At 61.9% G+C, this 23,180-nt stretch carries 25 protein-coding genes; 11 read left to right on the top strand and 14 right to left on the bottom strand.

Translation table 11 applies throughout. From position 1 onward, the window contains the following. Nucleotides 1–88: 88 nt before the first annotated feature. The 8 genes from rsmG to I2C21_RS05665 form a co-directional block, all read right to left on the bottom strand. Nucleotides 89–805 (bottom strand): 16S rRNA (guanine(527)-N(7))-methyltransferase RsmG, encoded by a 717-nt coding sequence (rsmG, locus tag I2C21_RS05700; RefSeq protein WP_195278768.1) that lies wholly within the window; start codon nt 803–805, stop codon nt 89–91. A 4-nt stretch (nt 806–809) separates the two neighbouring features. Further along, on the bottom strand, nt 810–1,136 hold the full coding sequence (locus tag I2C21_RS05695) for a DUF6442 family protein (protein WP_101692595.1): 327 nt from the start codon (nt 1,134–1,136) through the stop codon (nt 810–812). Next, entirely contained in the window at nt 1,136–1,531 is a 396-nt protein-coding gene (gene mscL / locus I2C21_RS05690; RefSeq protein WP_101692596.1) for a large conductance mechanosensitive channel protein MscL, read from the bottom strand. The genes I2C21_RS05695 and mscL overlap by 1 nt, the downstream gene beginning before the upstream one ends. 86 nt (nt 1,532–1,617) lie before the next feature. Next, the gene (gene serS / locus I2C21_RS05685; RefSeq protein ID WP_101692597.1) at nt 1,618–2,922 is read right to left on the bottom strand and encodes a serine--tRNA ligase; all 1,305 of its coding nucleotides are present in this window, start codon (nt 2,920–2,922) and stop codon (nt 1,618–1,620) included. 47 nt (nt 2,923–2,969) lie between these two features. Continuing rightward, a complete protein-coding gene (locus I2C21_RS05680; RefSeq protein ID WP_195278767.1) occupies nt 2,970–3,548 on the bottom strand; it encodes a hypothetical protein in 579 nt (192 codons plus the stop codon). Between the two features lie 3 nt (nt 3,549–3,551). After that, nucleotides 3,552–4,451 (bottom strand): ParB/RepB/Spo0J family partition protein, encoded by a 900-nt coding sequence (locus tag I2C21_RS05675; protein ID WP_195278766.1) that lies wholly within the window; start codon nt 4,449–4,451, stop codon nt 3,552–3,554. Nucleotides 4,452–4,482: 31 nt separating this feature from the next. After that, the gene (locus I2C21_RS05670; protein WP_101692600.1) at nt 4,483–5,244 is read right to left on the bottom strand and encodes a ParA family protein; all 762 of its coding nucleotides are present in this window, start codon (nt 5,242–5,244) and stop codon (nt 4,483–4,485) included. A gap of 247 nt (nt 5,245–5,491) precedes the next feature. Further along, a complete protein-coding gene (locus tag I2C21_RS05665; RefSeq protein ID WP_101692601.1) occupies nt 5,492–6,304 on the bottom strand; it encodes a ParB/RepB/Spo0J family partition protein in 813 nt (270 codons plus the stop codon). Between the two features lie 213 nt (nt 6,305–6,517). Here I2C21_RS05665 and I2C21_RS05660 point away from each other — a divergent pair, with 213 nt between their 5' ends. After that, nucleotides 6,518–6,829, top strand: a complete 312-nt coding sequence (locus tag I2C21_RS05660) for a magnetosome magnetite crystal formation protein family (protein WP_101692602.1) — start codon at nt 6,518–6,520, stop codon at nt 6,827–6,829. Nucleotides 6,830–6,880: 51 nt separating this feature from the next. Here the strand turns inward: I2C21_RS05660 and I2C21_RS05655 are convergent, their stop codons facing one another. Next, the gene (locus tag I2C21_RS05655; RefSeq protein ID WP_195278765.1) at nt 6,881–7,744 is read right to left on the bottom strand and encodes a YitT family protein; all 864 of its coding nucleotides are present in this window, start codon (nt 7,742–7,744) and stop codon (nt 6,881–6,883) included. A gap of 46 nt (nt 7,745–7,790) precedes the next feature. Next, nucleotides 7,791–9,440 carry an S-layer homology domain-containing protein gene (locus tag I2C21_RS05650; protein WP_195278764.1) on the bottom strand — a complete coding sequence of 550 codons (1,650 nt, stop codon included), beginning with the start codon at nt 9,438–9,440 and terminating at the stop codon, nt 7,791–7,793. A 288-nt stretch (nt 9,441–9,728) separates the two neighbouring features. Between I2C21_RS05650 and I2C21_RS05645 the strand changes: the two genes are divergently transcribed. The 5 genes from I2C21_RS05645 (at nt 9,729) to I2C21_RS05625 (ending at nt 15,423) form a co-directional block, all read left to right on the top strand. Further along, nucleotides 9,729–10,307 carry a xanthine phosphoribosyltransferase gene (locus tag I2C21_RS05645; protein WP_101692605.1) on the top strand — a complete coding sequence of 193 codons (579 nt, stop codon included), beginning with the start codon at nt 9,729–9,731 and terminating at the stop codon, nt 10,305–10,307. Nucleotides 10,308–10,447: 140 nt separating this feature from the next. Then, a complete protein-coding gene (locus I2C21_RS05640; RefSeq protein WP_186963217.1) occupies nt 10,448–11,650 on the top strand; it encodes a BMP family ABC transporter substrate-binding protein in 1,203 nt (400 codons plus the stop codon). A gap of 104 nt (nt 11,651–11,754) precedes the next feature. Then, the gene (locus I2C21_RS05635; protein WP_195278763.1) at nt 11,755–13,344 is read left to right on the top strand and encodes an ABC transporter ATP-binding protein; all 1,590 of its coding nucleotides are present in this window, start codon (nt 11,755–11,757) and stop codon (nt 13,342–13,344) included. Then, a complete protein-coding gene (locus tag I2C21_RS05630; RefSeq protein WP_101692608.1) occupies nt 13,341–14,444 on the top strand; it encodes an ABC transporter permease in 1,104 nt (367 codons plus the stop codon). The genes I2C21_RS05635 and I2C21_RS05630 overlap by 4 nt, the downstream gene beginning before the upstream one ends. Continuing rightward, nucleotides 14,437–15,423, top strand: a complete 987-nt coding sequence (locus tag I2C21_RS05625; RefSeq protein WP_101692609.1) for an ABC transporter permease — start codon at nt 14,437–14,439, stop codon at nt 15,421–15,423. The genes I2C21_RS05630 and I2C21_RS05625 overlap by 8 nt, the downstream gene beginning before the upstream one ends. Before the next feature lie 126 nt (nt 15,424–15,549). On the opposite strand, the gene I2C21_RS05620 is transcribed toward I2C21_RS05625, so the two are convergent. After that, a complete protein-coding gene (locus I2C21_RS05620) occupies nt 15,550–16,971 on the bottom strand; it encodes a VanZ family protein (RefSeq protein ID WP_195278762.1) in 1,422 nt (473 codons plus the stop codon). A 265-nt stretch (nt 16,972–17,236) separates the two neighbouring features. After that, entirely contained in the window at nt 17,237–17,758 is a 522-nt protein-coding gene (tadA, locus tag I2C21_RS05615; protein ID WP_195278761.1) for a tRNA adenosine(34) deaminase TadA, read from the bottom strand. A gap of 199 nt (nt 17,759–17,957) precedes the next feature. On the opposite strand from tadA, the gene I2C21_RS05610 reads away from it, so the two are divergent. From I2C21_RS05610 to I2C21_RS05590, 5 genes are read left to right on the top strand one after another with little or no spacing between them, the layout of a single operon-like run. Further along, on the top strand, nt 17,958–18,518 hold the full coding sequence (locus I2C21_RS05610; protein WP_195278760.1) for a manganese efflux pump MntP: 561 nt from the start codon (nt 17,958–17,960) through the stop codon (nt 18,516–18,518). A 12-nt stretch (nt 18,519–18,530) separates the two neighbouring features. Next, entirely contained in the window at nt 18,531–19,253 is a 723-nt protein-coding gene (gene yqeC, locus I2C21_RS05605; protein WP_101692612.1) for a selenium cofactor biosynthesis protein YqeC, read from the top strand. Further along, nucleotides 19,241–20,032 (top strand): selenium-dependent molybdenum cofactor biosynthesis protein YqeB, encoded by a 792-nt coding sequence (gene yqeB, locus I2C21_RS05600; RefSeq protein WP_195278759.1) that lies wholly within the window; start codon nt 19,241–19,243, stop codon nt 20,030–20,032. The genes yqeC and yqeB overlap by 13 nt, the downstream gene beginning before the upstream one ends. A 52-nt stretch (nt 20,033–20,084) precedes the next feature. Then, nucleotides 20,085–20,840: an XdhC family protein gene (locus I2C21_RS05595; RefSeq protein WP_101692614.1), complete on the top strand. Its 756-nt coding sequence runs from the start codon at nt 20,085–20,087 to the stop codon at nt 20,838–20,840. A 5-nt stretch (nt 20,841–20,845) separates the two neighbouring features. Then, nucleotides 20,846–21,115: a thioredoxin family protein gene (locus I2C21_RS05590; protein ID WP_101692676.1), complete on the top strand. Its 270-nt coding sequence runs from the start codon at nt 20,846–20,848 to the stop codon at nt 21,113–21,115. Between the two features lie 41 nt (nt 21,116–21,156). On the opposite strand, the gene I2C21_RS05585 is transcribed toward I2C21_RS05590, so the two are convergent. Beyond that, complete coding sequence (locus tag I2C21_RS05585; protein WP_286167220.1) at nt 21,157–21,723, bottom strand: nucleotidyltransferase family protein; 567 nt, start codon at nt 21,721–21,723, stop codon at nt 21,157–21,159. A 6-nt stretch (nt 21,724–21,729) separates the two neighbouring features. After that, nucleotides 21,730–23,112, bottom strand: a complete 1,383-nt coding sequence (gene hydA, locus I2C21_RS05580) for a dihydropyrimidinase (protein ID WP_101692615.1) — start codon at nt 23,110–23,112, stop codon at nt 21,730–21,732. Nucleotides 23,113–23,180: the final 68 nt, after the last annotated feature.

Here is a 23,180-nt window from a genome sequence, read left to right as displayed (position 1 = left end):
ATGTATCATAAAATGGCGGAAAATACAATGGTCTTTCCCTCTGAATTTGTGCAAATCAGAAAAAATGAAACCATTTTTTAGAATTTCTTTATCTTATTGGCGATTTCTGTATTTTAGCCCATCTTCTGGGATACCCCTTTGGGGTGGGGGAAGTCTTGTCCATACGCACCAGACGGTGGGTGACTTCCGTGCCGGGGATGGTATAGTCCTGGCTGGGGCGCAGGGTCCCGCCCAGCTTGGCGATCCCCGCCGCGGCGCGGGAGAGCTCTTCTTCACAGTCCACGGCCTTCATGGCCAGGAACTGTCCGCCCACCTTCACATAGGGAAGGCACAGCTCGCTGAGCAGCTCCAGGGACGCCACCGCCCGGGAGGTCACCAGGTCAAAGCTGTCCCGCCAGCCGGGATGGAGGGCCTGCTCCTCGGCCCGGGCGTGGAGGGTCTGGATGCCGGAGAGCCCCAGAGTCTGGGCCACCTCGCCCAGCCAGTCCAGGCGCTTATTCAGGCTGTCCAGCAGCACCACATCCAGAGATGGGACCAGGATCTTGAGCACCATGCCGGGAAAACCGGCTCCGGTGCCCACGTCGACGAGGCGCTTGTCCGCAAAGTCGGCGCAGGTGAGGAGAGCGGCACAGTCCAGCATGTGGAGCTTGACCACCTGGTCGGGGTCGGTGATGGCGGTCAGGTTCATGACCTGATTCTTTTCCAGCAGGAGACGGCCGTATTCGGCCAGCTGGTCCGGAGCCTGGGCGGGCACCCGGTCCAGAAGACCCAGGGCGGACAGCCCCGCTTGAATTTGTTCTTTCATGGGCTCAACCTCCCAGTGCGCCCAGGAGAGCGGTCACACCCAGCACCAGATTGACCAGGCAGGCCACGGCGGCTAGCACGGCCAGGAGGAGCATGGGCAGACGCTTCTCGGCGCGGTATTTCAGAAAAGAGATGGCGGAGAGTCCGCCGCAGGCGGGGAAGAGCAGGATGCCGGGGATACCGTGGAGCGGCTCCCCCGTGGCCAGATTATAGGTGGTGAGAAGGACCAGGATGACCATGTAGACAATGCCCATCCAGGCCAGGGCACGCTTGATGGGGGAGGCGGGGGTATAGGTGGGCTTGTTCTCTCCGGGGATCTTGTCGTCCGGCATTACGATCTCTCCTTCAGCAAATCACGGATCTCGGTGAGCAGGATTTCCTCTTTGGAGGGAGCGGGAGGAGCGGCAGGGGCCTCCTCCTTTTTCCGGTGGAACACATTCAGGGCCTTGATCAGGCAGAACAGCGCGAAGGCGGTAATAAGAAAGCTGAGCACCGTGTCCAGAAAATGTCCCACGGCCACCGGACCGATGGTCCAGCCGGAGAGGGAGAGTCCGCTGGGGGTCAGCAGACCCAGCAGCGGCATGAGCAGGTCGTTGGACAGGGAGTCGGCAATGGACTTGAAGGCGCCGCCGATGATGACGCCCACCGCCAGGTCCATGACATTGCCCCGGGCAATGAACTTGCGGAACTCGGCCAGAAAGCCGGTGGCCTTTTGATTGACTGACATGATAAACCTCACGATCGTAAATAAAAAAAGAAGGGAAGGGGCGGCGGAATTCCGCCGCCCCGGGTCTTGTGTTTGGATGTGCGCTCTTATTTCTTGGGCAGCAGGACTTCCTTGCCGCCCATGTAGGGCTGGAGGACCTTGGGGATCTTCACGCTGCCGTCAGCCTGGAGGTTGTTCTCCAGCAGGGCGATGAGCATGCGGGGGGGAGCCACGCAGGTGTTGTTGAGGGTGTGAGCCAGGCAGACCTTGCCCTCGTCGTCCCGGTAGCGGATCTTCAGGCGGCGGGCCTGGGCGTCGCCCAGGTTGGAGCAGGAGCAGACCTCGAAGTACTTCTGTTGACGGGGGCTCCAGGCTTCGATGTCGCAGGACTTGACCTTCAGGTCGGCCAGGTCGCCGGAGCAGCACTCCAGCTGGCGCACGGGAATGTCGAAGTTGCGGAAGAGCTCCACGGAGTAGCGCCACATCTTCTCGTACCAGTCCATGGACTCCTCGGGCTTACAGACCACGATCATCTCCTGCTTCTCGAACTGGTGGATGCGGTAGACGCCGCGCTCCTCGATGCCGTGAGAGCCCTTCTCCTTCCGGAAGCAGGGGGAGTAGGAGGTGAGGGTCTGGGGCATCTTCTCAGCGGGGATGATCTGGTCGATGAAGCGGCCGATCATAGAGTGCTCGCTGGTGCCGATGAGGTAGAGGTCCTCGCCCTCGATCTTGTACATCATGGACTCCATGTCGGCGAAGGACATGACGCCCTCCACCACGTTGCCGTGGATCATGAAGGGGGGGATGCAGTAGGTGAAGCCCTTGTCGATCATAAAGTCACGGCCATAGGCCAGCACGGCCTCGTGGAGGCGGGCGATGTCGCCCAGCAGGTAGTAGAAGCCGGAGCCGGACACCCGGCCGGCGGCGTCCATGTCGATGCCGTCAAAGGACTCCATGATCTCGGTGTGGTAGGGGATGGGGTAGTCCGGCACCACGGGCTCGCCGAAACGCTCCACCTCTACATTGGCGGAGTCGTCGGGACCGATGGGCACGGAGGGATCAATGATCTGGGGGATGACCAGCATGATCTTGCGGATCTCCTCGGCCAGCTCAGTCTCGCGACCCTCCAGATAGGCCAGACGGTCGGCGTCCGCCTTGACCTCAGCCTTGAGGGCCTCGGCCTCGGCCAGCTTGGAGGGGTCCTTCTTGGACTGGCCCATCAGCACGCCCACCTGCTTGGACTTGGAGTTGCGGGCGGTGCGCAGGTCCTGGGCCTCCTGGATGGTGGCGCGGTTCTCAGCGTCCAGCTCCAGCACCTTGTCCACCAGGGGGAGCTTCTCCTCCTGGAACTTCTTCTTGATATTTTCCTTGACCAGTTCGGGGTTTTCCCGGACAAAACGAATATCCAACATTGTGTTACACCTCGTCATTCAAAATCGCGCGGGGGAAGCTCTGCCGCTCAGGGCTGGGCAGAGGGGGAAGGGGAGGGCGCGGAGGTCGTCTCCACATCCAGCAGGTCCAGGATATCCCGGTACTGCTCGGCAGGGGAGAGACCCTCCTGGCCGGTCAGGTTCTCGGTGGGGAGATACTGGGGAAGGCCGGTAGCCTCAAAGGTGGCGATGAGTTCCCGGGCCTTCGTGTAGTAGCCCCGGGAGTACTGCCGCTGGATGCGCCAGAACCAGTCCATGGCGGTGAGGGCCTGCTGAGAGGACTCCTTTTCCTCCGCCAGCTCCACCCGGCTGTCCTGGAGCTGTTCGTGGAGAGCCTCGTTGGCTTCCTCCAGCTCGGCCACCCGGTTTTTCAGATCCTCATTCTCCTGGAGCATGTTATCCAGGGTCTGCACGGTGGAATTGGAGGTCTGCTGCAGGTCGTTATAGCGTTCCTGATTGGTGCGCTGCTGCATAAAATAGGAGAGGAGCAACAGGAGGAAGGCCGCGGCAAAGAGGATCACCAGATAGAGGAGCACCGCGTTCTTCTTACCCGGCTTGGCGTGCTCCGCCTCGTGCTGAAGAGGCTGCTCGTGGTTGTCATCGTGCACGGCTTATTCGACCTCCTTTCCGGAGGAGGGGAGCTGCTCCAGCACCTCCAGGAGAAGATTCAGGTCATCGGTATTGTAATACTCCAATTCGATTTTACCCTTCTTCTTACCATTTATAATATGCACCTTCCGGCCGAAGCGGCTGGAGAGATCCTTTTCCGCGTCCCGCAGGTAGAGGGAGAAGTCGGCGGCAGCCGGTGCGGCAGGGGCCTCATCCAGGGCCTCCTCCGACTTGGCCAGCCGCTTGGCCAGCGCCTCGGTCTGGCGGACGGAGAGTCCGTCATTGACCACCTTCTGAGCCAGCTTCTTCTGGAGCTCCTTCACGGGGCAGGAGAGGATGGCCCGGGCGTGGCCTGCCGAGAGACGCCCCTCCTCCAACAGAAGGTGTACCGCGTCGGGCAGGGAGAGGAGACGCAGGGCGTTGGTCACGGCCGAGCGGGACTTGCCCACCCGCTTGGAGACCTCCTCCTGGGTGAGGCCGTACTCGTCGATGAGGGTCTGATAGCCGGCCGCTTCTTCGATGGGATTCAGGTCCTCCCGCTGGAGGTTTTCGATGAGGCCCAGCTCCATCACGGTGCGGTCGTCGGCCTCAATGATGACGGCGGGGACCTCATGGAGGCCCGCCAGCTTGGCGGCCCGCCAGCGGCGCTCCCCGGCGATGATTTGATAATAGCCGGAGGAGAGGCGGCGGACGGTGAGGGGCTGGATGATGCCGTGGGTGCGGATGGAGTCGGCCAGATCGGCCAGCGTCTCATCGTCAAAGCGCTTGCGGGGCTGCTTGAGGCCCGGCTGCACCTCGGAGATGGGGAGGGAGAGGGAACCGCCCTCCTGGGGCTGAAGGGCGTTGTCGCCCAGCAGGGCGCCCAGGCCCTTGCCCAGTCCGCGGTCCTTTGAGGATGCCATATACTCAGTCCTTTCCTAAGTGATGTGAGCTTCAGGTGCGGTTCTGGTCCAGGACCTCCTGGGCCAGGGCGGCATAGGCCTCCGCACCCCGGGAAAAGCTGTCGTAGGCCGACACGGGAAGTCCGTGGCTGGGGGCCTCGGAGAGCCGTACATTGCGGGGGATGACGGTGGCATAGACCTGCCCGGGGAAATGGCGCTTGACCTCCTCGGCCACCTGGAGCGAGAGGTTGGTGCGCCCGTCGTACATGGTGAGGACTACGCCCTCCATGGTGATGTCCGGGTTGAGGGCCCGCTTGACGATCCGCACGGTGGAGAGGAGATCGGACAGTCCCTCCAGGGCATAGTATTCGCACTGGACCGGCACCAGGATGCTGTCGGCCGCACACAGGGCGTTGAGGGTGAGCAGCTCCAGAGAGGGAGGACAGTCAATGAAGATGTAGTCATAGTCTCCCGCCACTTTGGAGAGCGCGTCCTTGAGCCGGTATTCCCGCCGGTCCATGGCGATCATCTCCACCGTGGCGCCGGTGAGCGCCTTGTTGGTGGGGAGCACGTCGGCATAGTCGGTGTGAACGATGGCCTTGGTGATATCCGCGTCGTTGACCAACACATCATAGATGTTGGGAGAGGCGGTCACCTTGTCCACCCCAAAGCCGGACGTGGTGTTGGCCTGGGGATCAAAATCGCACACCAGTACCCGGGAGCCCAAGGCCTTCAGGGCGGCGGCCAGATTGACGCAGGTGGTAGTTTTGCCGACGCCGCCTTTCTGGTTGACGATTGCGATGGTTTTTGCCATAATGCACCTGCCTTTTACCTGCACGGTAGAATAAGTAAGTTGAATTTTGCCAAGTGGTTTCCATAATACAGCCCTGAGTGGGATAAAAGCAAAAACCACCGGAACATAGATTCAGCAGACCTTATTATAATGCCATCCTGGATGGAGCGCAACCGAAAATGCAAAAATAAAAAAACAACTCCGTATGTTTCACGTGAAACATACGGAGAGAGGGAAAAAGAAGGGGAAGATGGTTTCACGTGAAACATCAGCTTCGACCGCGCTTTGGGATGCGAATGGTGAGCAGGATGGAGTCCTCAGTATCCTCCCGGTCACAGTTGGCATCTACCCCCGCGCTCTGCATCATGCTCAGTCCCTTGGTAATGGAATTGAGAAAGAGCCGGACATCCTTGAGGATAAAGACCGGCTTGCGCCGGGGAGCGGCCGGAGGAGGAGCCAGGAGAGAGTCAATGTACTCCTCAGTGCGGGCCACGGTCAGGGAGTGCTCCACCACATAGTGGGCGGCGGAGCGCTGCTCCTCGGCGGTGGGCAGACGGAGGAGGGCGCGGGCGTGCCGCTCGGAGTAGTGCTTCTCCCGCAGCAGGGCCAGTACATCGGGGGGGAGGCGGAGGAGCCGGAGCTTGTTGGCCACCGCAGACTGGGATTTTCCAATCTTCTGGGCGGCCTCCTCCTGGGAGAGGTGGAAGGTGCGAATCAGCTTGGCCAGAGCAGCTGCCTCTTCTACAAAATCCAGATCCCGCCGCTGGAGATTTTCAATGAGGGCCAGCAGAGAGGAGGCCTCATCATCTACATTGACCAGAATACAGGGAACCTGGGTCAGTCCTGCCATCTGAGAGGCGCGGAGCCGGCGCTCCCCGGAGACCAGCTCATAGCCGCTCTCCACCTTGCGCACTGAAAGGGGCTGAAGGATGCCATATAACCGGATGCTGGCGGCCAGTTCCTCCAAGCCGTCCTGGGCAAAGGCCTTGCGGGGCTGGTTCGGGTTGGGCGCAATGGCGTCGGCGGGGAGAAAGAGGACGCGGGTACTCTCAAAGAGTCCCTTTTTTCGAGATAAAAGCATGGGAGCTTCCCTCCTTGTCACAACAGATTTGATAACCATATTTTACCATACAATCGCGCAAAGGGAGGGGAAGGGGGTCGAGTGGGAAATATTTCCTAAAGCTCCGGCCGCCCTTGAAGCCGGCCGGAGGGCTGTGCTATACTGAAAGAACCCAAATCACGCGGGCCCGGGGCGGCATGCCCTGGTGGAAAGAGAGGAAAGGAGCCAACGGCTATGAGTCGGAAAGCAACCAATGTTGTGGCATATTTGACGCTGATTGGACTGATTATTGCGCTTTTGCTGGGGGACCGGGCGGCCTGCCGCTTTCACCTGAACCAGGCGCTGACCCTGTGTGTGTGCAGTCTGGTGCTCTCGGTGGTCTCGCAGATTTTAGCGGTCATCCCGGTGCTGGGCTGGCTGCTGCTGATCGTGGTACAGATCCTCTATCTGGTGCTGTTGGTGTTGACCATTGTGGGCATCATCAACGCGGCTCAGGATGTGGAGAAGCCCCTGCCCATCGTGGGAGGCATCCAACTTCTGCGATAAGAGAAAAACTGCGGCCGGATACCATTGGTATCCGGCCGCAGTTTTTTGTACTCAGGCCCGCAGGAAGCCTTTGCCGAAGATCTCGCTGGAATTGGCGATGATAAAGAAGGCCTGGGGATCGTTCTCCTTGAGGTAGCGGCGCAGGGCCACCGCCTGGCCCCGGGAGAGCGCGGTGAGGACCACCCAGTGCTTTTCGTGGGTATAGGCGCCCTCGCCCTCCCACACTGTGGCGCCCCGGTGGAGGCGGAGGGTGATGTAGTCGCAGGCCGTACGGGGGTCGGAGGTGATGATAAAGAAGTTTTTCCGGCGGTTGAGGGATTCGATGACGCTGTCCACCAGCACCGATTTGAGCACCAGGCCCAGCATAGAGAAGAGACCGGTCTCCACATCGAAGATCAGGAAGGTGGAGGCGGCAATGACCACGTCGGACAGAAGCAGGGCCTTGCCCACATCCAGGCCGGTGTACTTTTTCAGAATCATGGCCACGATGTCAGTGCCGCCGGAGGAGGCGTTGATGTTGAAGAGGATGGCCGAACCCAGGGCGGGGAAGATGACGGCAAAGAAGAGCTCCAGCATCTTCTCGTGGGTGAGGGGGGCGTCCAGGGGACAGATCCACTCAAAGGCCTGGATGACCAGAGAGTAGAGGATGGAGCAGTAGACCGTGCGCAGGCCGAACCCACGGTTGAGCATGGCAAAGCCCAGGAAGAGAAAGAGAATATTGATCACGCCGTTGATGGCCGAGGCGCTCAGCCAGGGCCAGGGCGAGAGAGGGGCCAAAATCACGGCCAGGCCGGATACGCCGCCCATGGAGAAGTTGTTGGGAAATTTGAAGAAATACACGCCGATGGAGACCAGAACAATCCCCAGTGTCATGAGGAAAACGTCCCGGAGCCGTGCGTTCCATGATGCCTTCATGTCAGGTCATCCTCCTGTTGATGGATCTCTCCGATCCAGTGATGGGCTATGGACGTTCGGCCTGGACGGCGGTCCACAGGTTATAGTTGCTATAGGTTGGGATGTTCCCCAGACGCCAGAAGGAGAAGCCGGTGATGCCGAACATCTGGGCCAGATCGATCTTGTCCGCAATGCTCTGGGCATCCTCAAACCAGACCTGATAGCGCGCCCCGCTCTCGTCGGTGTAGATGGCGTAGGGATTGCGGGCGGTCTGGCTGTAAGTAACAGTGGTGTCGCTCTGGGCCAGGCGCTGGGAGAGGGTCTCCATGGTGGGACGGTAATACTTGCTCTCCAGCACACGCCCGTTCTCGTCGATCCGGAAGCCGGTGGTATCCATGGAGAAGGCCAAGGCCAGCTTGCTCTTGTCCTGCACGCCGGTGAGGGGGGCGGTGATCTCCACCAGGGCGGCATAGATCTTGGAGAAGGGGGTGAGGGCAAAGCTCTCCGAGGGGATGGAGCCCACCTTCAGGCTGGAGACCGGCGGGCGGTAGTCGTGGGCCATGAGGATGACCTTGTCACAGCTCTCCCCCAGGGATTTAAAGTCAAAGCCATTGTTATAGGGCCCGGGCTGGACGCACACATACAGACGCTTGTCCGCCGGAAGGGCGGCACGCAGTTCGGACATAAAGGAGGCAAAGTGCTCCTTCAGGCCGTCCTTGTCCTTGAGCCCCTCAAAGTCAATGGTGATGCCCGCATAGTCGGACGCGGCGGCGGCCAGCGCGGCCACGGCCTGGGCCCGGCTGGCAGAAGAGGCGGTCACGGCCGCCACGGTGGAGGTGGTGGTGCCGTCCGGGAGAGTGATGGAGTCGGAAGCGCTTCCAAAGACACACAGGTTATAGGGGATGCCATTGCTCTCAAAATAGCCGGTGGCCGCCTCGCTCTGAGCGGGGATCTTCCAGTCGTTCCCCCCCGCGCTGGTGGTGTTGAGGACCGCTCCCCGCTGGGGATCGTACTCCATCCGGGCCCAGCCCACCGAGACGGCGTCCATCTGCCGGGTCAGGTCGATCTGGCTGTACGAGGAGAGAGCATAGAACCCGTGGAGCCACTCGATGGTGGAGGTATAGCGCTCATAGACCTGCACCAACATGGTGGCGGCCTCGGCCCGTGTGGCCGAGCTGGCGGGCTTGAAGAGAAGCTTGCCGTCTTCCTCGATACCCGAGACCATGCCGATGTGGTAGGCCAGGGAGATATAGCCCTGGTTCTCGGTCACGTCGGAGAAGGGCAGATCGGCCGCGGCGCTCTTTGCCAGCGTGTCATAGCCCAGGGCCTTGACCAGCATGACGGCCATTTCCTCCCGGCTGATGTAGTCGTCGGGGCGGAAGCTCCCGCCCGCGTCCATGACGCCGTGGGCCCGGGCCGCCTCCACATAGCCGTAGGCCCAGTGGGAGGAGGGACAGTCGATGAAGCTGGCGTGATCGGGCCGGACCGCCTCCCAGGAGAACATCTGACAGAGAATGGTCACAAAGGAAGCACGGTTCAGGTTGTCGGCCACGCCGAAGCGGCCGTCCTCATAGCCCACCATCAGGCCGTAATTGGTGGCCCGCTGGATGACTGACTCGGCCCAGTGGCCGGCGGTATCGCTGTAAGCCAGAGCGGGGGCGGACAGAGAGAGCATCAATCCGGCGGAAAGCGCCAGGGAGAGAAGTCTGCGTCGCATGAAAAAACCTCCTTATGAATCAGCGGATGGATAACTCGATCGGGTGAGACTCCTGTCCGGGAGGAGAACCCGGACAGATGCCGCTTTCATTGTAGCAGGCGAAGGAAGTAAACGCAATGGATACCCGGACGGAAGGGGTCGAACTGTGGTGGAACAACAAAATATTTTGTTTCTAAGAAAACCATTTTTCGATGAAAAGGGGGTGACGGAGGTGCTTTTTTTTGCTATGATAAAACAAAGAGAAAGTCCCTCGCGGGACCAATGAATGATGAGAATGGGAGAAGAGCTATGAAACTGTTGGAAGAGCGCATTCGCAAGGATGGCACCATCCGGGGCACCGAGGTGCTCAAGGTAGACCGTTTCCTCAATCATCAGATGGATATCGGCCTCATCAATGAGATCGGCAAGGAGTTCAAGCGCCTGTACGGGGACTGCGGCGTGAACAAAATTCTCACCATCGAAGCCTCGGGCATCGGCATTGCGTGCATCACCGCGCAGTTTTTCAACGTGCCCGTGATTTTTGCCAAGAAGAACAAGACCAAGAACATCGCCGGGGATGTGTACACCTCCAAGGTGGAATCCTTCACCCACGGAAAGGTGTACGATATCATCGTGTCCAAGGAGTTTTTGGGCCCTGAGGACCGTGTGCTCCTCATTGATGACTTCCTGGCCAACGGCAGCGCGCTCCAGGGTCTGATCAACCTGGTGCGGGACGCGGGCGCCACCCTGGTGGGTGCCGGTATCTGCGTGGAGAAGGCCTTCCAGCCCGGCGGCGACCTGATTCGCTCCATGGGCGTACGGGTGGAGTCTCTGGCCCGGGTCAAGTCTATGGACGAGGCCACCAACTCCATCGAGTTCTGCGAATAAGAACCGCGGGAGAGGTGCGCGCCTCTCCCGTTTTTTCTCTTGCAGGTATTGCGCAGATCATATGTCTATTACGGCACGCGCCGTTATAGGATACACAAGGACACTCTTGCAAAGACCAATGTGAAAAGGAGGAACATGGTATGAAAAAGCGGATTTTGGCGATGCTCCTGGCCGGTACGCTGGCCGTAGGGCTGGCCGCCTGCGGCGGCGGTGAGGAAGCTCCGGCTCCCAGCGGAAGCGGCGGGGGAGAGACGGCCGGTGTAGCCAAGGAGGAGCTGAAGGTAGGCTTTGTCCACATCGGCGACGAGAGCGATATGGGCTACACCTACAACATGGTCCAGGGCGTCAAAGAGATGCAGGCCAATCTGGGTCTCTCCGACGACCAGATCATCACCAAGTACAACATCCCGGAAAACGATGCCTGCGCCGACGCCCTCAACGACCTGATCGACCGGGAATGCGACATCATCTTCGCAACCAGCTTTGGCTTCGGTGACTATGTGACCATGGCGGCCCGGGAGAATCCCGACATCCAGTTCTGCCATGCCACCGGTACCCAGGCCCACACAGAGGATCTGCCCAACCTGCATAACTGCTTTGCCAACATCTATGAGGGCCGCTACCTGGCCGGTATCGCCGCCGGCATGAAGGCCAAGGAGATCGGCAATCCCAAGCTGGGCTATGTGGGTGCCTATCCCTATGCCGAGGTTATTTCGGGCTACACCGCCTTCTATCTGGGCGCCAAGAGCGTCTACCCCGAAGTGACCATGGACGTCATCTATACCAATACCTGGAATGACGCCAGCCTGGAGAGCCAGACCGCTCAGGCCCTCATCGACCGGGGCTGCGGCGTGGTGAGCCAGCACTCCGACTCCACCGGACCCGCCACCACCGCCGAGATGAACGGCGCCTTCCAGGTGGGCTACAACGCCGACATGACCGAGGCTGCCCCCGGCGCCTCCCTCCTGTCCACCCGCATCGACTGGGGCATCTACTTCACCGAGGCGGTCCAGGCAGTCCTGGACGGCAAGGAGATCCCCAAGGACTGGAGCCAGGGCTATGCCGACGGCGCCGTCCTCCTTACCCCCCTGAATGAGGCCATCGCCGCCGAGGGCACCCAGGAGGCCATCGAGGCCGCCGAGGCCGGCCTGAAGGACGGCAGCCTCCAGGTCTTTGCCGGCCCGCTGCACGGCGTGTCCTACAACCCCGACGGCAGCGAGAAGGACGTGCTGGACCTGGCTGAGGGCGAGGCCTTCATCGAGAGCGATGTGGCCGGCGGCAAGACCAGCGCCCCCTACTTTGACTACATTGTGGACGGCATCACCGTGGTGTCCGACCAGTAACCGAGAGCAACCGACGGCAACACCCCGGGCGGGGCTGCGCATTCCCGCAGCCCCGCCCTTTTTTCCACAGGGCACTGCCCAAACTGAGCAAGAGAGGTGAGCACATGGATAACCAGGCCAACTATGCCATCGAGCTGCGGGAGCTGACCAAGACCTTTGGCGAGGTGGTGGCCAACGACAAGGTCTCCCTGACCCTGCGCCGGGGAGAGATCCTCTCCCTGCTGGGAGAGAACGGAAGCGGCAAGACCACACTGATGAACATGCTCTCGGGCATCTATTTTCCCGACCACGGCTCCATCCTGGTGGACGGGAAGGAGGTCACCATCCGCTCCCCCAAGGACGCCCACGACCTGGGCATCGGGATGATCCACCAGCACTTCAAGCTGGTGGACGTGCTGACGGCCGCCGAGAATATCATTCTGGGCCTCAAGGGGGGCGGGCGTCTGGACCGGCGGGAAGTGGGGCGCCAGGTCAAGGCCATCAGTGAGAAATACGGCTTTGAGATCGACCCGGACCAGAAGGTGTACGACATGTCGGTCTCCCAGAAGCAGACGGTGGAGATCGTCAAGGTCCTCTACCGGGGCGCCAATATTCTCATTTTGGACGAGCCCACCGCTGTTCTCACCCCCCAGGAGACCGCGAAGCTCTTTGCCGTCCTCCGCAACATGCGGGACGACGGCAAGTCCATCATCATCATCACCCACAAGCTCCACGAGGTCATGGCCATCTCCGACCAGGTGGCCGTCCTGCGCAAGGGCCAATACATCGGTACCGTCCCCACCTGTGAGACCAATCCCCAGAAGCTCACCGAGATGATGGTGGGCCATGCGGTGAGCCTGAACATCGACCGGCCCAAGACGGAGTATCAGGACCTGCGTCTGGAGGTCAAGGGACTCAACTGCCGGGGGGCAGAGGGAGTCAAGGCCCTGGAGGATGTGTCCTTTGAGGCCCGGGGCGGCGAGATCCTGGGCATCGCCGGGATCGCCGGTTCGGGCCAGAAGGAGCTGCTGGAGGCCATCGCGGGACTCCAGAAGGTGGAGTCAGGGCATATCTTCTACTACCCGCCCCATCCCAATTCGGAGATCGCCGGACTCCATGTCCCGGTGGACAAGGCCGGAGAGGAGCTGGTGGGGAAGACCCCCACCCAGATCCAGAAGATCGGGGTCTCCCTGGCTTTCGTACCCGAGGACCGGCTGGGCATGGGCCTGGTGGCCAGCATGGACATGGTGGACAACATGATGCTCAAGACCTATCGGCAGGGCAAGGGCCCTCTGGTGGACCGGAAGCCGCCCCGGGAGCTGGCCATGCGGCTGAAGGAGGAGCTGGAGATCGTGGCGCCCAGCATCTCCACCCCGGTGCGCCGCCTCTCGGGCGGCAACGTGCAGAAGGTACTGGTGGGCCGGGAGATCGCCTCCAGCCCCACGGTGCTCATGACGGCCTACCCGGTGCGGGGACTGGACATCAACTCCTCCTACACCATCTACAACCTTCTCAATGAGCAGAAGAAGCGGGGGGTGGCCGTCATCCTGGTGGGCGAGGATCTGGACGTGCTGCTGGAGCTGTGCGACCGCATCCTGGTGCTCTGCGGCGGCCGGGTCAGCGGCATCGTGGACGCGGGACAGACCACCAAGGAGGAGGTGGGCCTCCTCATGACCCACCTGAGCGGGACTGGAAAGGAGGGTGCGGCGGTATGAGCGTACACACCGAACACAGAGAGCCACTGATTCGTCTGGCCAAGCGGGACGACATCCCCCGCGCCCAGGCGTGGGCCATCCGGGCCGCGGCCATCCTGCTGGCCCTGGTCACCGGCGGACTCATCATCGCGGTGCTGGGGCATAACCCCATCCAGGTCTACGCCTCCATGGTGGAGGGGTCCCTGGGCAAGAGCCGGGTCCTGCGGGAGACCGTAAAAAAGGCCATCCCCCTGCTGGGTGCGGCAGTGGCCATCGCCCCCGCCTTCAAGATGAAATTCTGGAACATCGGCGCAGAGGGCCAGATCCTGGCCGGCGGCATCGCGGCCAGCTACTTTGCCCTCTTCTGGGCGGACAGCCTGCCCCGGCCGGTCCTGCTGGTGGTCATGGCAGTGGCCGGCATCCTGGCCGGCGGAGTGTGGGGCCTCATCCCCGCGGTCTTCAAGGCCCGGTGGGGGACCAACGAGACGTTGTTTACCCTGATGCTCAACTACATCGTCCTGGGGTTTGTAAAGTATCTCCAGGCCGGCCCCTGGGGCCCCGACCTGAACGCCAACGGCTATCCCAAGATCCCCATGTTTGACTCGGCGGCCCTGCTGCCCAAGGCGCTGGGCGTCCACATCGGCTGGATCATCGTCCTGGCGGTGACCGCCCTCATGTTCGGCTATCTCAAATACAGCAAGCAGGGCTATGAGATCGCCGTGGTGGGCGAGAGCGTGCGCACCGCCCAGTATGCGGGCATGAACGTATCCCACATCATCCGGCGCACCATGTTCCTCTCGGGCGGCATCGCGGGGCTGGTTGGCTTCCTCCAGGTGTCGGGGGCCAGCGGCACCCTCACCGAGAATACCGCCGGCGGCATCGGCTTTACCGCCATTACGGTGGCGTGGCTTGCCAAGCTCAACCCCTTTGTCATGATCGCCATTGCCGCGCTGCTGGCCATCCTGGAAAAGGGCGCGGATACCATCCAGACCCTCTATACCATCCCGGCTTCGGCGGCTGACATGCTCACGGGCATCGTGCTCTTCTTCATGCTGGGATGTGAGTTCTTCATCAGCTACCGGCTCATCGTCCGGGGAAAGGGGGAGCGTACGCATGAGTAATCTGTTTTCCATTGCCTTTGTCATGGCCGCTGTGGCGGCGGGGGCGCCCCTGCTCTTCGGCACACTGGGAGAGATCCTCACCGAGAAATCGGGCAACCTGAACCTCGGTGTGGAGGGCATGATGTACATGGGCGGCGTGGCCGGTCTGGCGGGGGCCTATTACTACGAGCAGATGGCCGGTCCCGCGGCCTCCGGCGTGACGGCGGCGGTCATCGCCACGGTGTGTGCCTTCCTGTGCGCGGCCTTCGGGGCGCTTCTGTACAGCGTGCTCACCATCACCCTACGGGCCAACCAGAACGTGACCGGTCTGGCCCTGACCATCTTCGGTACCGGCTTCGGCAACCTGGTGGGCGAGGCCATGGGCAACGCCGCCGGCGGCTTTGTGGCGGTGAGCCAGAGCACCAAGAGCGTCTTCAACGGCGGCATCCCGGTGCTTCAGGACCTGCCGGTGGTGGGGAAGCTCCTCTTCTCCTACAACTACCTGGTCTATCTGGCGGTGCTGGTGGCGGTCGTTCTCTCGCTGTTCCTGAATCACAGCCGGCTGGGCCTCAACCTGCGCTCGGTGGGTGAGAATCCGGGCACGGCCGATGCGGCCGGCATCAATGTGACGGCCTACCGGTATCTGGCCACCTGCATCGGCGGCGGGATCTCGGGCCTGGGCGGTATGTACATCGTCATGGCCCAGCAGCAGGGCGTCTGGGTGCACAACTGCATCGCAGGTAAAGGCTGGATCGCCGTGGCTCTGGTCATCTTCGCCACCTGGAGCCCGGCCCGGGCGCTGGCGGGCAGCCTGGTGTTCGGCGGACTGTCGGTGCTGCGCCTGTACATGAACTGGGGCGGGAACCGTCTGGCCCCCATCTATGACATCGTGCCCTACATCGCCACGGTGGTGGTCCTCATCGCCGTGAGCATCCGGCAGCGCCGGGAGAGCCAGCCCCCCGCCAACCTGGGCAACGCCTATTTCCGGGAAGAGCGATAACGAGAACTGTCCCGCAGACCATACCTAAAATGTACAAAAACCTCCTGTCCGGCATACCCGCCGGGCAGGAGGTTTTGTAATTAAAACGGGCAAATATGCCATCCGGAGCCGGAGTTTGGCTGCGGTTTAGTTGAGAACGGCGACATAGTCCGTAAAGGGTTCCCCCTCCGGAGCCTGGAGGAGAAAGCAGTAGACGGGCTGATAGAAGCCCTTGGTGTCGGCTATCCACTCCAGCGTACAGGAGAGCACCTGGATCTGGGTGAGGCCGGAGTGCTCCAGCACTGTGCCCGCAAAGCTGCGCCCGCCATAGAGTTGCTCCACCGCCTGTGCGGGGGTGAGGATCGGGCGCTCCTCACAGGGGGTCAGGGAGACCAGCTGGTTTTCGATGGACGTGAGGGTAGAGGCGCCGTCCTGCTCCTGGAGAAGGCAGGTCAGCGTACCGTAGACGCTTGGTCCGTCGGCAGGTATGAGCTGGGAGGTAAAGCTGGCCTGGACATACGCCTCACCCGAAGGCTCCAGAGCAAAGGCGGCGCCCTCCGGCACCGAGATCCCCCAGACGTCCAAAATGGAGAGAAGTGCGTCGGGAGAGACCTGGGAGGCGGGAACATCGAAGACGGGCCGCTTCTCCCGGTCGATGCGGTATTCCCATGTGCCGTCCCGCTGGTACAGGTTCAGAAAATCTCCGCTCGTGTGATTGGCGAAGATAATGATGTCATCGTAGTAATAGGTATCCTCAAAGGTGATCCCCAGCTTCTGCGCAAAGGCTGCGGCAAATGCCTCACTGGCGGAGCGGTCCAGCCGCCCTGCCCGGTAGATGGGGGCCGTGGCAGGCGCATCCTCCGGCGTAAAGGCCAACTCCCACTGTATCCCATCAAGGTTGGCGGTGATCACAGGGGCGTCCGGGAGATTGCCGTACGGCTTCAGGGCGTAGCCGCCAAAGATGAGAGCCAGTGCGAACAAAAGAGCGGCTGGTATGGGCAGCAGCGCCCCACAGCGCCTTTTCCAGCCGGGGCTGCGTTTTGTCAGGGTTAGAATGAGCATGGAGATGCTCCAGCCCACCATGGCGCCCAGAGTATTGGTAAAGAGATCGTCTACGTCCAGCATGCCTCTGGCGGTAGCAAACTGTCCCAGCTCGATCAGCAGGGATACGCCCAGCCCGGCCAGCAGCATCCGGGGCCACGAGCGGAACCAACGGGTCAACAGAGGGAGCAGGAAGCCAAGGGGAAGGAACAGGGCGATGTTGAGCAGCACATTGAGCCAGACCTGGAGGGTAAATTGATTCCAGGCCTCGCGCCATGCCAGAAACAGGTGCAGGTTCCACTGCCGGTGCCCGGGCTCGCCCCTCAGCAGGGTGAGAAAAACCGTGAGGACCAGCCAGCCGATCAGGAGCAGCAGCACCAGCGCCCGCCCCCATGGGAAGGGGCGGTTCTGTCTCCGAAAGAGGATCCAGCACACCGCCACGATTGCTCCACAGAGCAGGAGAACCGGGACGGCCAGATGAAGCCCACGCTGGAAAAGAGACAGGATGTATCCGATAAAATCATGCAAAACGATCCCCCCTATGATCCGTATTCTGCTGTCTGCATTTTACCATAGGAAGCATGTGGGGACAACCGCGGGAGGTTCTCACAAAATGAGAGGGCCAAACGAAAACGACAAGGGCCGGACGCCTGCTCCTGACGTCCGGCCCCTGCCTTAGGAAAGAGGATACAATGAAATGAAAAGAAACTGTCTCTTGCAGGTATTATAATAGCCGAGAGTTGTTAACAAATCAGCGAAAAGGTGTTACAAGAGTTTTAAATCTTTTTGGATTTTATGTAAAGGTCTCATGAGACGGGGCAGACGCCGCATCGGAGGATGACGAAACGGATTTCGCAGCCTTACGCTTGTCCCGGAGGCGCTGAAAAAAAGCCTGGAGCAGCGCGGCGCACTCCTCCTCCAAAAGGCCGCTGTGCACCTGGGGGTGGTGGTTGAAGGGCTGGGCAAAGAGGTCCAGAACTGACCCGCAGCAGCCCGCCTTGGCGTCGGCCGCGCCGTACCACACCTGGGGGATGCGGGCGTTGATAATGCCTCCGGCACACATGGGGCAGGGCTCCAGCGTCACATAGAGGGTGGCCTTGTGGAGCCGCCATCCACCCAAAAGGGCGTTGGCCTGGCGGATGGCCTCCAGCTCGGCATGGGCCAGGGCATCTTTCCCGGTCTCCCGGCGGTTGCGGCCACGGCCGACCACCCGCCCGTCCTCCCAGACGATGACGCAGCCGACCGGCACCTCGCCCTCCTCCATGGCCTCCCGGGCTAAATCCAGGGCCATGCGCATATAGTCCTCATGGGTCATGAAAGCCATCCCCTTTCGCTTGCTCTCCCCGCAGGGGCAGCATTAGCATACCTGTTTTTCCCGGGCGGCGCAAGGGGAGAAAGGAGAAGTTGGAGCGGAAAAAAGATGGCGTGGGGGAAAACTCTATGGTATAATCATGTGATGATGTCTGGGGAAATGCTAGGCATCGGGAGAAGAACAGGAGAATAGGTGAGCATATTTGATTGAAGTTTTGTTGATTGCGGTGAGTTTGGCCCTGGACGCCTTTGCGGTATCCGTGTCCAGCGGTATCTCGGTCCCTGGCTTCGGCTGGAAGCAGGCCGTGCGCATGGGCCTCTATTTCGGCTTTTTCCAGTTTGCCATGCCCCTGATCGGCTGGTTCCTGGGGACCAGCGTCAGCGGCTACATCGAGGCGCTGGACCACTGGGTGGCCTTCGCCCTGCTGGCGATCATCGGCGGACGCATGGTCTGGGGCGCAAGGGACGACTCCTGTGAGACCGAGAGCGGCCCCGTGGAGCTGACCTGCCGCCGCCTGGTGATGCTGGCGGTGGCCACCAGCATTGACGCGCTGGCGGTGGGAGTCTCCATGGCCTTTATGAAGAACGTGAACATTTTCTCGTCCGCCCTGGTCATCGGCGTGGTGGCCTTTGGCCTGTCGGTGGTGGGCGGTCTGGCGGGATGCCGGCTGGGATGCCTCTTTCAGAAGCGGGCGGAGCTGGTGGGCGGACTGGTGCTCATCGGCATCGGCCTGAAGATCCTGCTGGAACATCTCTTGGGATAAGGGGGTAATCGGATGGGACTCTGGAGCGATCTGCACCTGGATATGGACCGCCACCGGGCGGTCACCCTGGTGGGAGGCGGCGGAAAGACCACCACCATGTATGCCCTGGCCCGGGAGGCCCGGGAGGCGGGGAAGCGGGTGATCGTGACCACCACCACCCACATCATGCCCCATCCCCGCATTTTTCTCACGGACGACCCCGCGCCGGAGCATCTGCGCCAGTGCCTGGAGCGCCATGGGATCATCACCCTGGGCACCCTGGGCCGGGCGGACAAGCTGTGCGGCACGGGAGAGATCGGCCTTTGCCGCTCGGTGGCCGACGTGGTCCTGGTGGAAGGGGACGGAGCCCGGATCCGGCCGCTGAAGATCCCGGCCGACCATGAGCCGGTCATCCCACCGGAGAGCGACGCGGTGGTGGCGGTAGCCGGGATGGACGCCCTGGACAAGCCTATCGGTGAGATCTGCCACCGGGCCGACCTGGTGGCGGCCTTTCTGGGGAAAACGCTGGAGGACAAGGTCACCGAGGCCGATATGACAGCCATCCTCTCCAGCGAACGGGGGAGCCGGAAGAATGTGGCCCCCGGCATGGCATACCGGTGCCTGCTGAATAAGACGGATACTCCGGCCCTGCGGGAGCGGGCCCGGGTCATCGCCGCCGGTCTGGACCGGCTGGGTATTTTTACGCTCATCAAGAGCTATGAGGAAAAGGAGCGAGGAGGACTATGCTGGTTCTGATCAAAGGCGCGGGAGACCTGGCCACAGGGGTGGCCTACCGGCTTTACCGGGCGGGCTATTCGATCGTAATGACCGATATTGAACAGCCCACCGCGGTGCGGCGGACGGTGGCCTTCTGCCAGTGTATCTATGACGGCACCGCCACGGTAGAGGGGGTCACCTCCCGCCGGGTGGAGACCGTGGAGGAGGTCAAGGCCTGTCTGGAGCGGGGGGAGATCCCCGTGCTGGTGGACCCGGAGGCGGCCATCCGCACCCAGATGCCCTTTGACGCCGAGGTGGACGCCATCCTGGCCAAGTATAATGTCAACACCCGGATAGACGACGCCCCCATCGTGCTGGCCCTGGGGCCCGGCTTCACCGCCGGGGTAGACTGCCACGGCGTCATTGAGACCAAGCGGGGCCACTATCTGGGCCGCCTGATCCTGGAGGGGTCGGCCATCCCCAACACGGGCGTGCCCGGCGATGTGGGAGGCTACACCACCCAGCGGATCATCCGCGCCTGCCGGGACGGCATCTTCCACCCGGTGGCCCACATCGGCGACATGGTCGCTGAGGGAGATGTGGTGGCCACTGTGGACGGCGAGCCGGTCTATGCCCTGATGCCCGGTACGGTCCGGGGCATGCTGCCCGACGGTCTGCGGGTCAAGCAGGGGATGAAGTCGGGGGACATCGATCCCCGGTGTGAGTACAACCACTGCTTCACGATCTCGGACAAGGCCCGGGCCATCGGCGGTGGCGTGCTGGAGGGCCTGCTCTATTTCCAGAACCGGAAGGGATAAAGACGACCCCGCCTCCAGGGCGGGAAACCGATGATACAGAGGAGAATGATCCATGGAACGACTGATTTTATGCGGCGGCGGCCATGTGTCGCTGGAAGTGGCCTACATGGCCAGCCATCTGGAATTTGAAGTGGTGGTCATCGACGACCGGGAGGAGTTTGCCAACCCCGAGCGCTTCCCCATGGCTGCGCAGGTGCTGTGCAAGCCCTTCCTGGAGGCCCTGGACGAGCTGGGCAGCCGGAGCGACGACTACTATGTGATCCTGACCCGGGGACATGCCTTCGACGGAGAGTGCCTGGCCAAGGTGCTCCAGGGCGACTACGCCTATGTGGGTATGATCGGCAGCAAGATCAAGGTGGCCGCTGTGATGAAGCGGATGAAGGAGCTGGGCTTCCACGCCAACGTGTTGGCTGGGGTACACTCTCCCGTGGGACTCCAGATCGGCGCGCAGACTCCGGCGGAGATCGCCGTATCCATCTTGGGTGAGGTCATCCAGGAGCGGGCGCGTAAGGGACCCGGAACGCCGCCTCCCCCCAGTGAGAAGGGCGTGCTGTGCACCATTACCCGCAAGAGCGGCTCCGCGCCCCGGGGTGAGGGGACCTGGATGCTGGTGCATCCTGACGGGACGTGCGTGGGTACCATCGGCGGCGGCGCGGTGGAGTACCGGGCCAAGCTGGACGCCCTGGAGATGATGAAGAACGGCGTGGAGCGGGAGCACAAGCTCTACGATCTCTCCCACGCGGCGGCCGAGCTGGGCATGGTCTGCGGCGGCAAGATCGAAGTGGACTTTGAGAACCGAAAGGGTTGATCGCCATGAAAGAGATCCTGATGTTTGTCCAGGCGGGCTGCCCCCACTGTAAGCGCGCCCTCAAGTGGCATGAGGCGCTGACCGCCAAGTTCCATCCCGAGTGGGCCCAGGTGCCCCTGCGCATCGTGGACGAGGAAGTGGAGAAAGAGCTGGCCGACGCCCACGACTACTACTATGTGCCCACCTACTATGTGGACGGAGTGAAGATCCACGAGGGTCCCGTCACCCAGCAGGATGTGGAGAAGGTCTTTGCGGCTGCCATGAGCGCCGAATAAGTCAAAAAATACCCCCTGTCCACCGAGGACAGGGGGTATTTTTATGTCTGGGGGAGATCCTCCGGGCGGTCGATGTCAAAGAGCTCCCGGGGATGGGCGGCCGGCACCAGGTGCAGAAGCTCCTTGTGGCGGCGGATGACCTGGCCGCCGCCGGTATCGCCGGTGAGGGCCAGAAGCTCGGGAAAGAGGGCGGAGGGGAACAGGGCGGGATTGCCCCGCCGCTCCCCATAGCAGAGGGAGCAGATCCGGTCCGGGTGGGACTGGAAGGCCTCCAGCAGAGTATTCACGCTCTCCGGAGTGAGCCAGGGCTGATCGCACACGCCGAAGAGGATACCGTCCAGGTCCATACAGGCCCGGGTTCCCAGGGTGACCGAGGCGGAGATCCCCCGCGCGGCCTCCGGGTTGGGAAGGGGGAGAAAGCCCGCCTTCCGGCCCAAGGAGAGGATAGACTCATACTGACTCACCACCACCCGGCGGGCAAAGGGGGCACCGGCATAGAGGGTGAGCGCCCGCTGGACCAGGGGCACCCCCTCCACCGGCAGAAGGAGCTTATTGGAGCCAAAGCGCCGGCCAAATCCCGAGGCCATCAGGACGCATCCGATCTCCATACAGCCTTATCTCCAGAACTGGGAGGGTCCGCGGTGGACGAACTTTCCCAGGCCTTCCTTGACCACTTTGCCGTCCTCCACGGCGACCTCGCCGCCCAGCAGGACGGTCTCGGTACGGCCCGCCATCTCCATGCCCTCATAGGGCGTGTAGTCCACATTCTGATATTGCTCGGCTGCGCGAATACACCAGGTATAATTCGGATCAAAAATAACGATATCAGCGTCGCTTCCCACAGCCAGCGTGCCCTTCTGGGGGAACATGCCAAAGAGCTTAGCGGGATTTTCCGAGAGGGTCTTCATCATCTGAAGCTCGGAGATGTGCTCCTGCCGGACGCCGTAGGTGTACATGAGAGCCGGACGGTGCTCCACGCCGGGGATACCGGGGGGGATGGCGGAGAAGTCGTCCTTGCCCAGGTGCTTGGTGGTGGCGTAGTTGAAGGAGCAGTGGTCGGTGCCGATGGTGTCGATCTCATCCTCACCCAGGGCCTCCCACAGGGCGTCCACATCCTCCTGCTTGCGCAGGGGGGGAGAGAAGACGTACTTGGCGCTCTCAAAGCCGGGGAGGTGATACTTCTCATCGGTCATGGTGAAGTACTGGGGGCAGGACTCCAGGTAGAGGGACTGGCCGTGGGACCGGGCCATCAGGGCCTCCTCCAGGCCGCGCTGGGTGGAGAGATGGACCACGTTGACCGGATAACCGGCCTGCTCGGCCAGATTGAGCCAGCGGTTGACGGCCTCAGACTCGATGAGGTCGCTGTGGGCCAGGGGATGGGAGGCGGGCGTGAGCATACCGGCCTCCTTGAGCTCGGCAATAGCCTCGTCGATGAGGTCGCCGTTCTCGCAGTGGCAGCCCACCACGCCGCCCTCCTTACCAACGGCCTTGATGACCTCATAGGCCACGCCGTCGGGGATGCGCATGCCGTGGTAGGCCAGGTAGACCTTGTAGGAGGTGATGCCCTGCTCGGTCATTTTGGGCAGCTCCTCCCGGATGCGGGCATCCCAGTCCACGATGGTCATATGGAAGGAGTAGTTGCAGGAGGCGTGGCCATCGGCACGGCTGTGCCACTCGTCCAGCGCGGACTGGAGGGAGTGGCCGTGCTCCGGCTCGGCAAAGTCCAGCACGCAGGTGGTGCCGCCGGCCAGAGCGGCCCGGGTGCCGGTCTCCCAGTTGTCCGCAGTCTCCCGGTCGGTGCCCTTGTTCATCTCGAAGTGCGTGTGGGTGTCGATAAAGCCGGGGAAAACCAGCTTGCCCCCCGCGTCGATGACCTGACAGCCGTCGGCGGAGAGGGCGGGGCCAATCTCGGCGATCTTGCCCGCATCCACCCGCAGATCAGCCTTTACCGGGCCGTCGGGGAGGATCAGGGTACCGTTTTGAATGAGGATGGACATAGATAGGCCTCCTTCAATAAGAGTAAATACAAAACAGGGCGGGTCACATCCAAAACGGATGTGACCCG

This window comes from Clostridium sp. J1101437_171009_A5, assembly GCF_015547905.1.
GTDB classification, from domain to species: Bacteria; Bacillota; Clostridia; order Oscillospirales; family Oscillospiraceae; genus Pseudoflavonifractor_A; species Pseudoflavonifractor_A gallinarum.
Note: the sequence above shows the minus strand (reverse complement) of the source record. Positions and strands in the feature narration are given on the sequence as shown.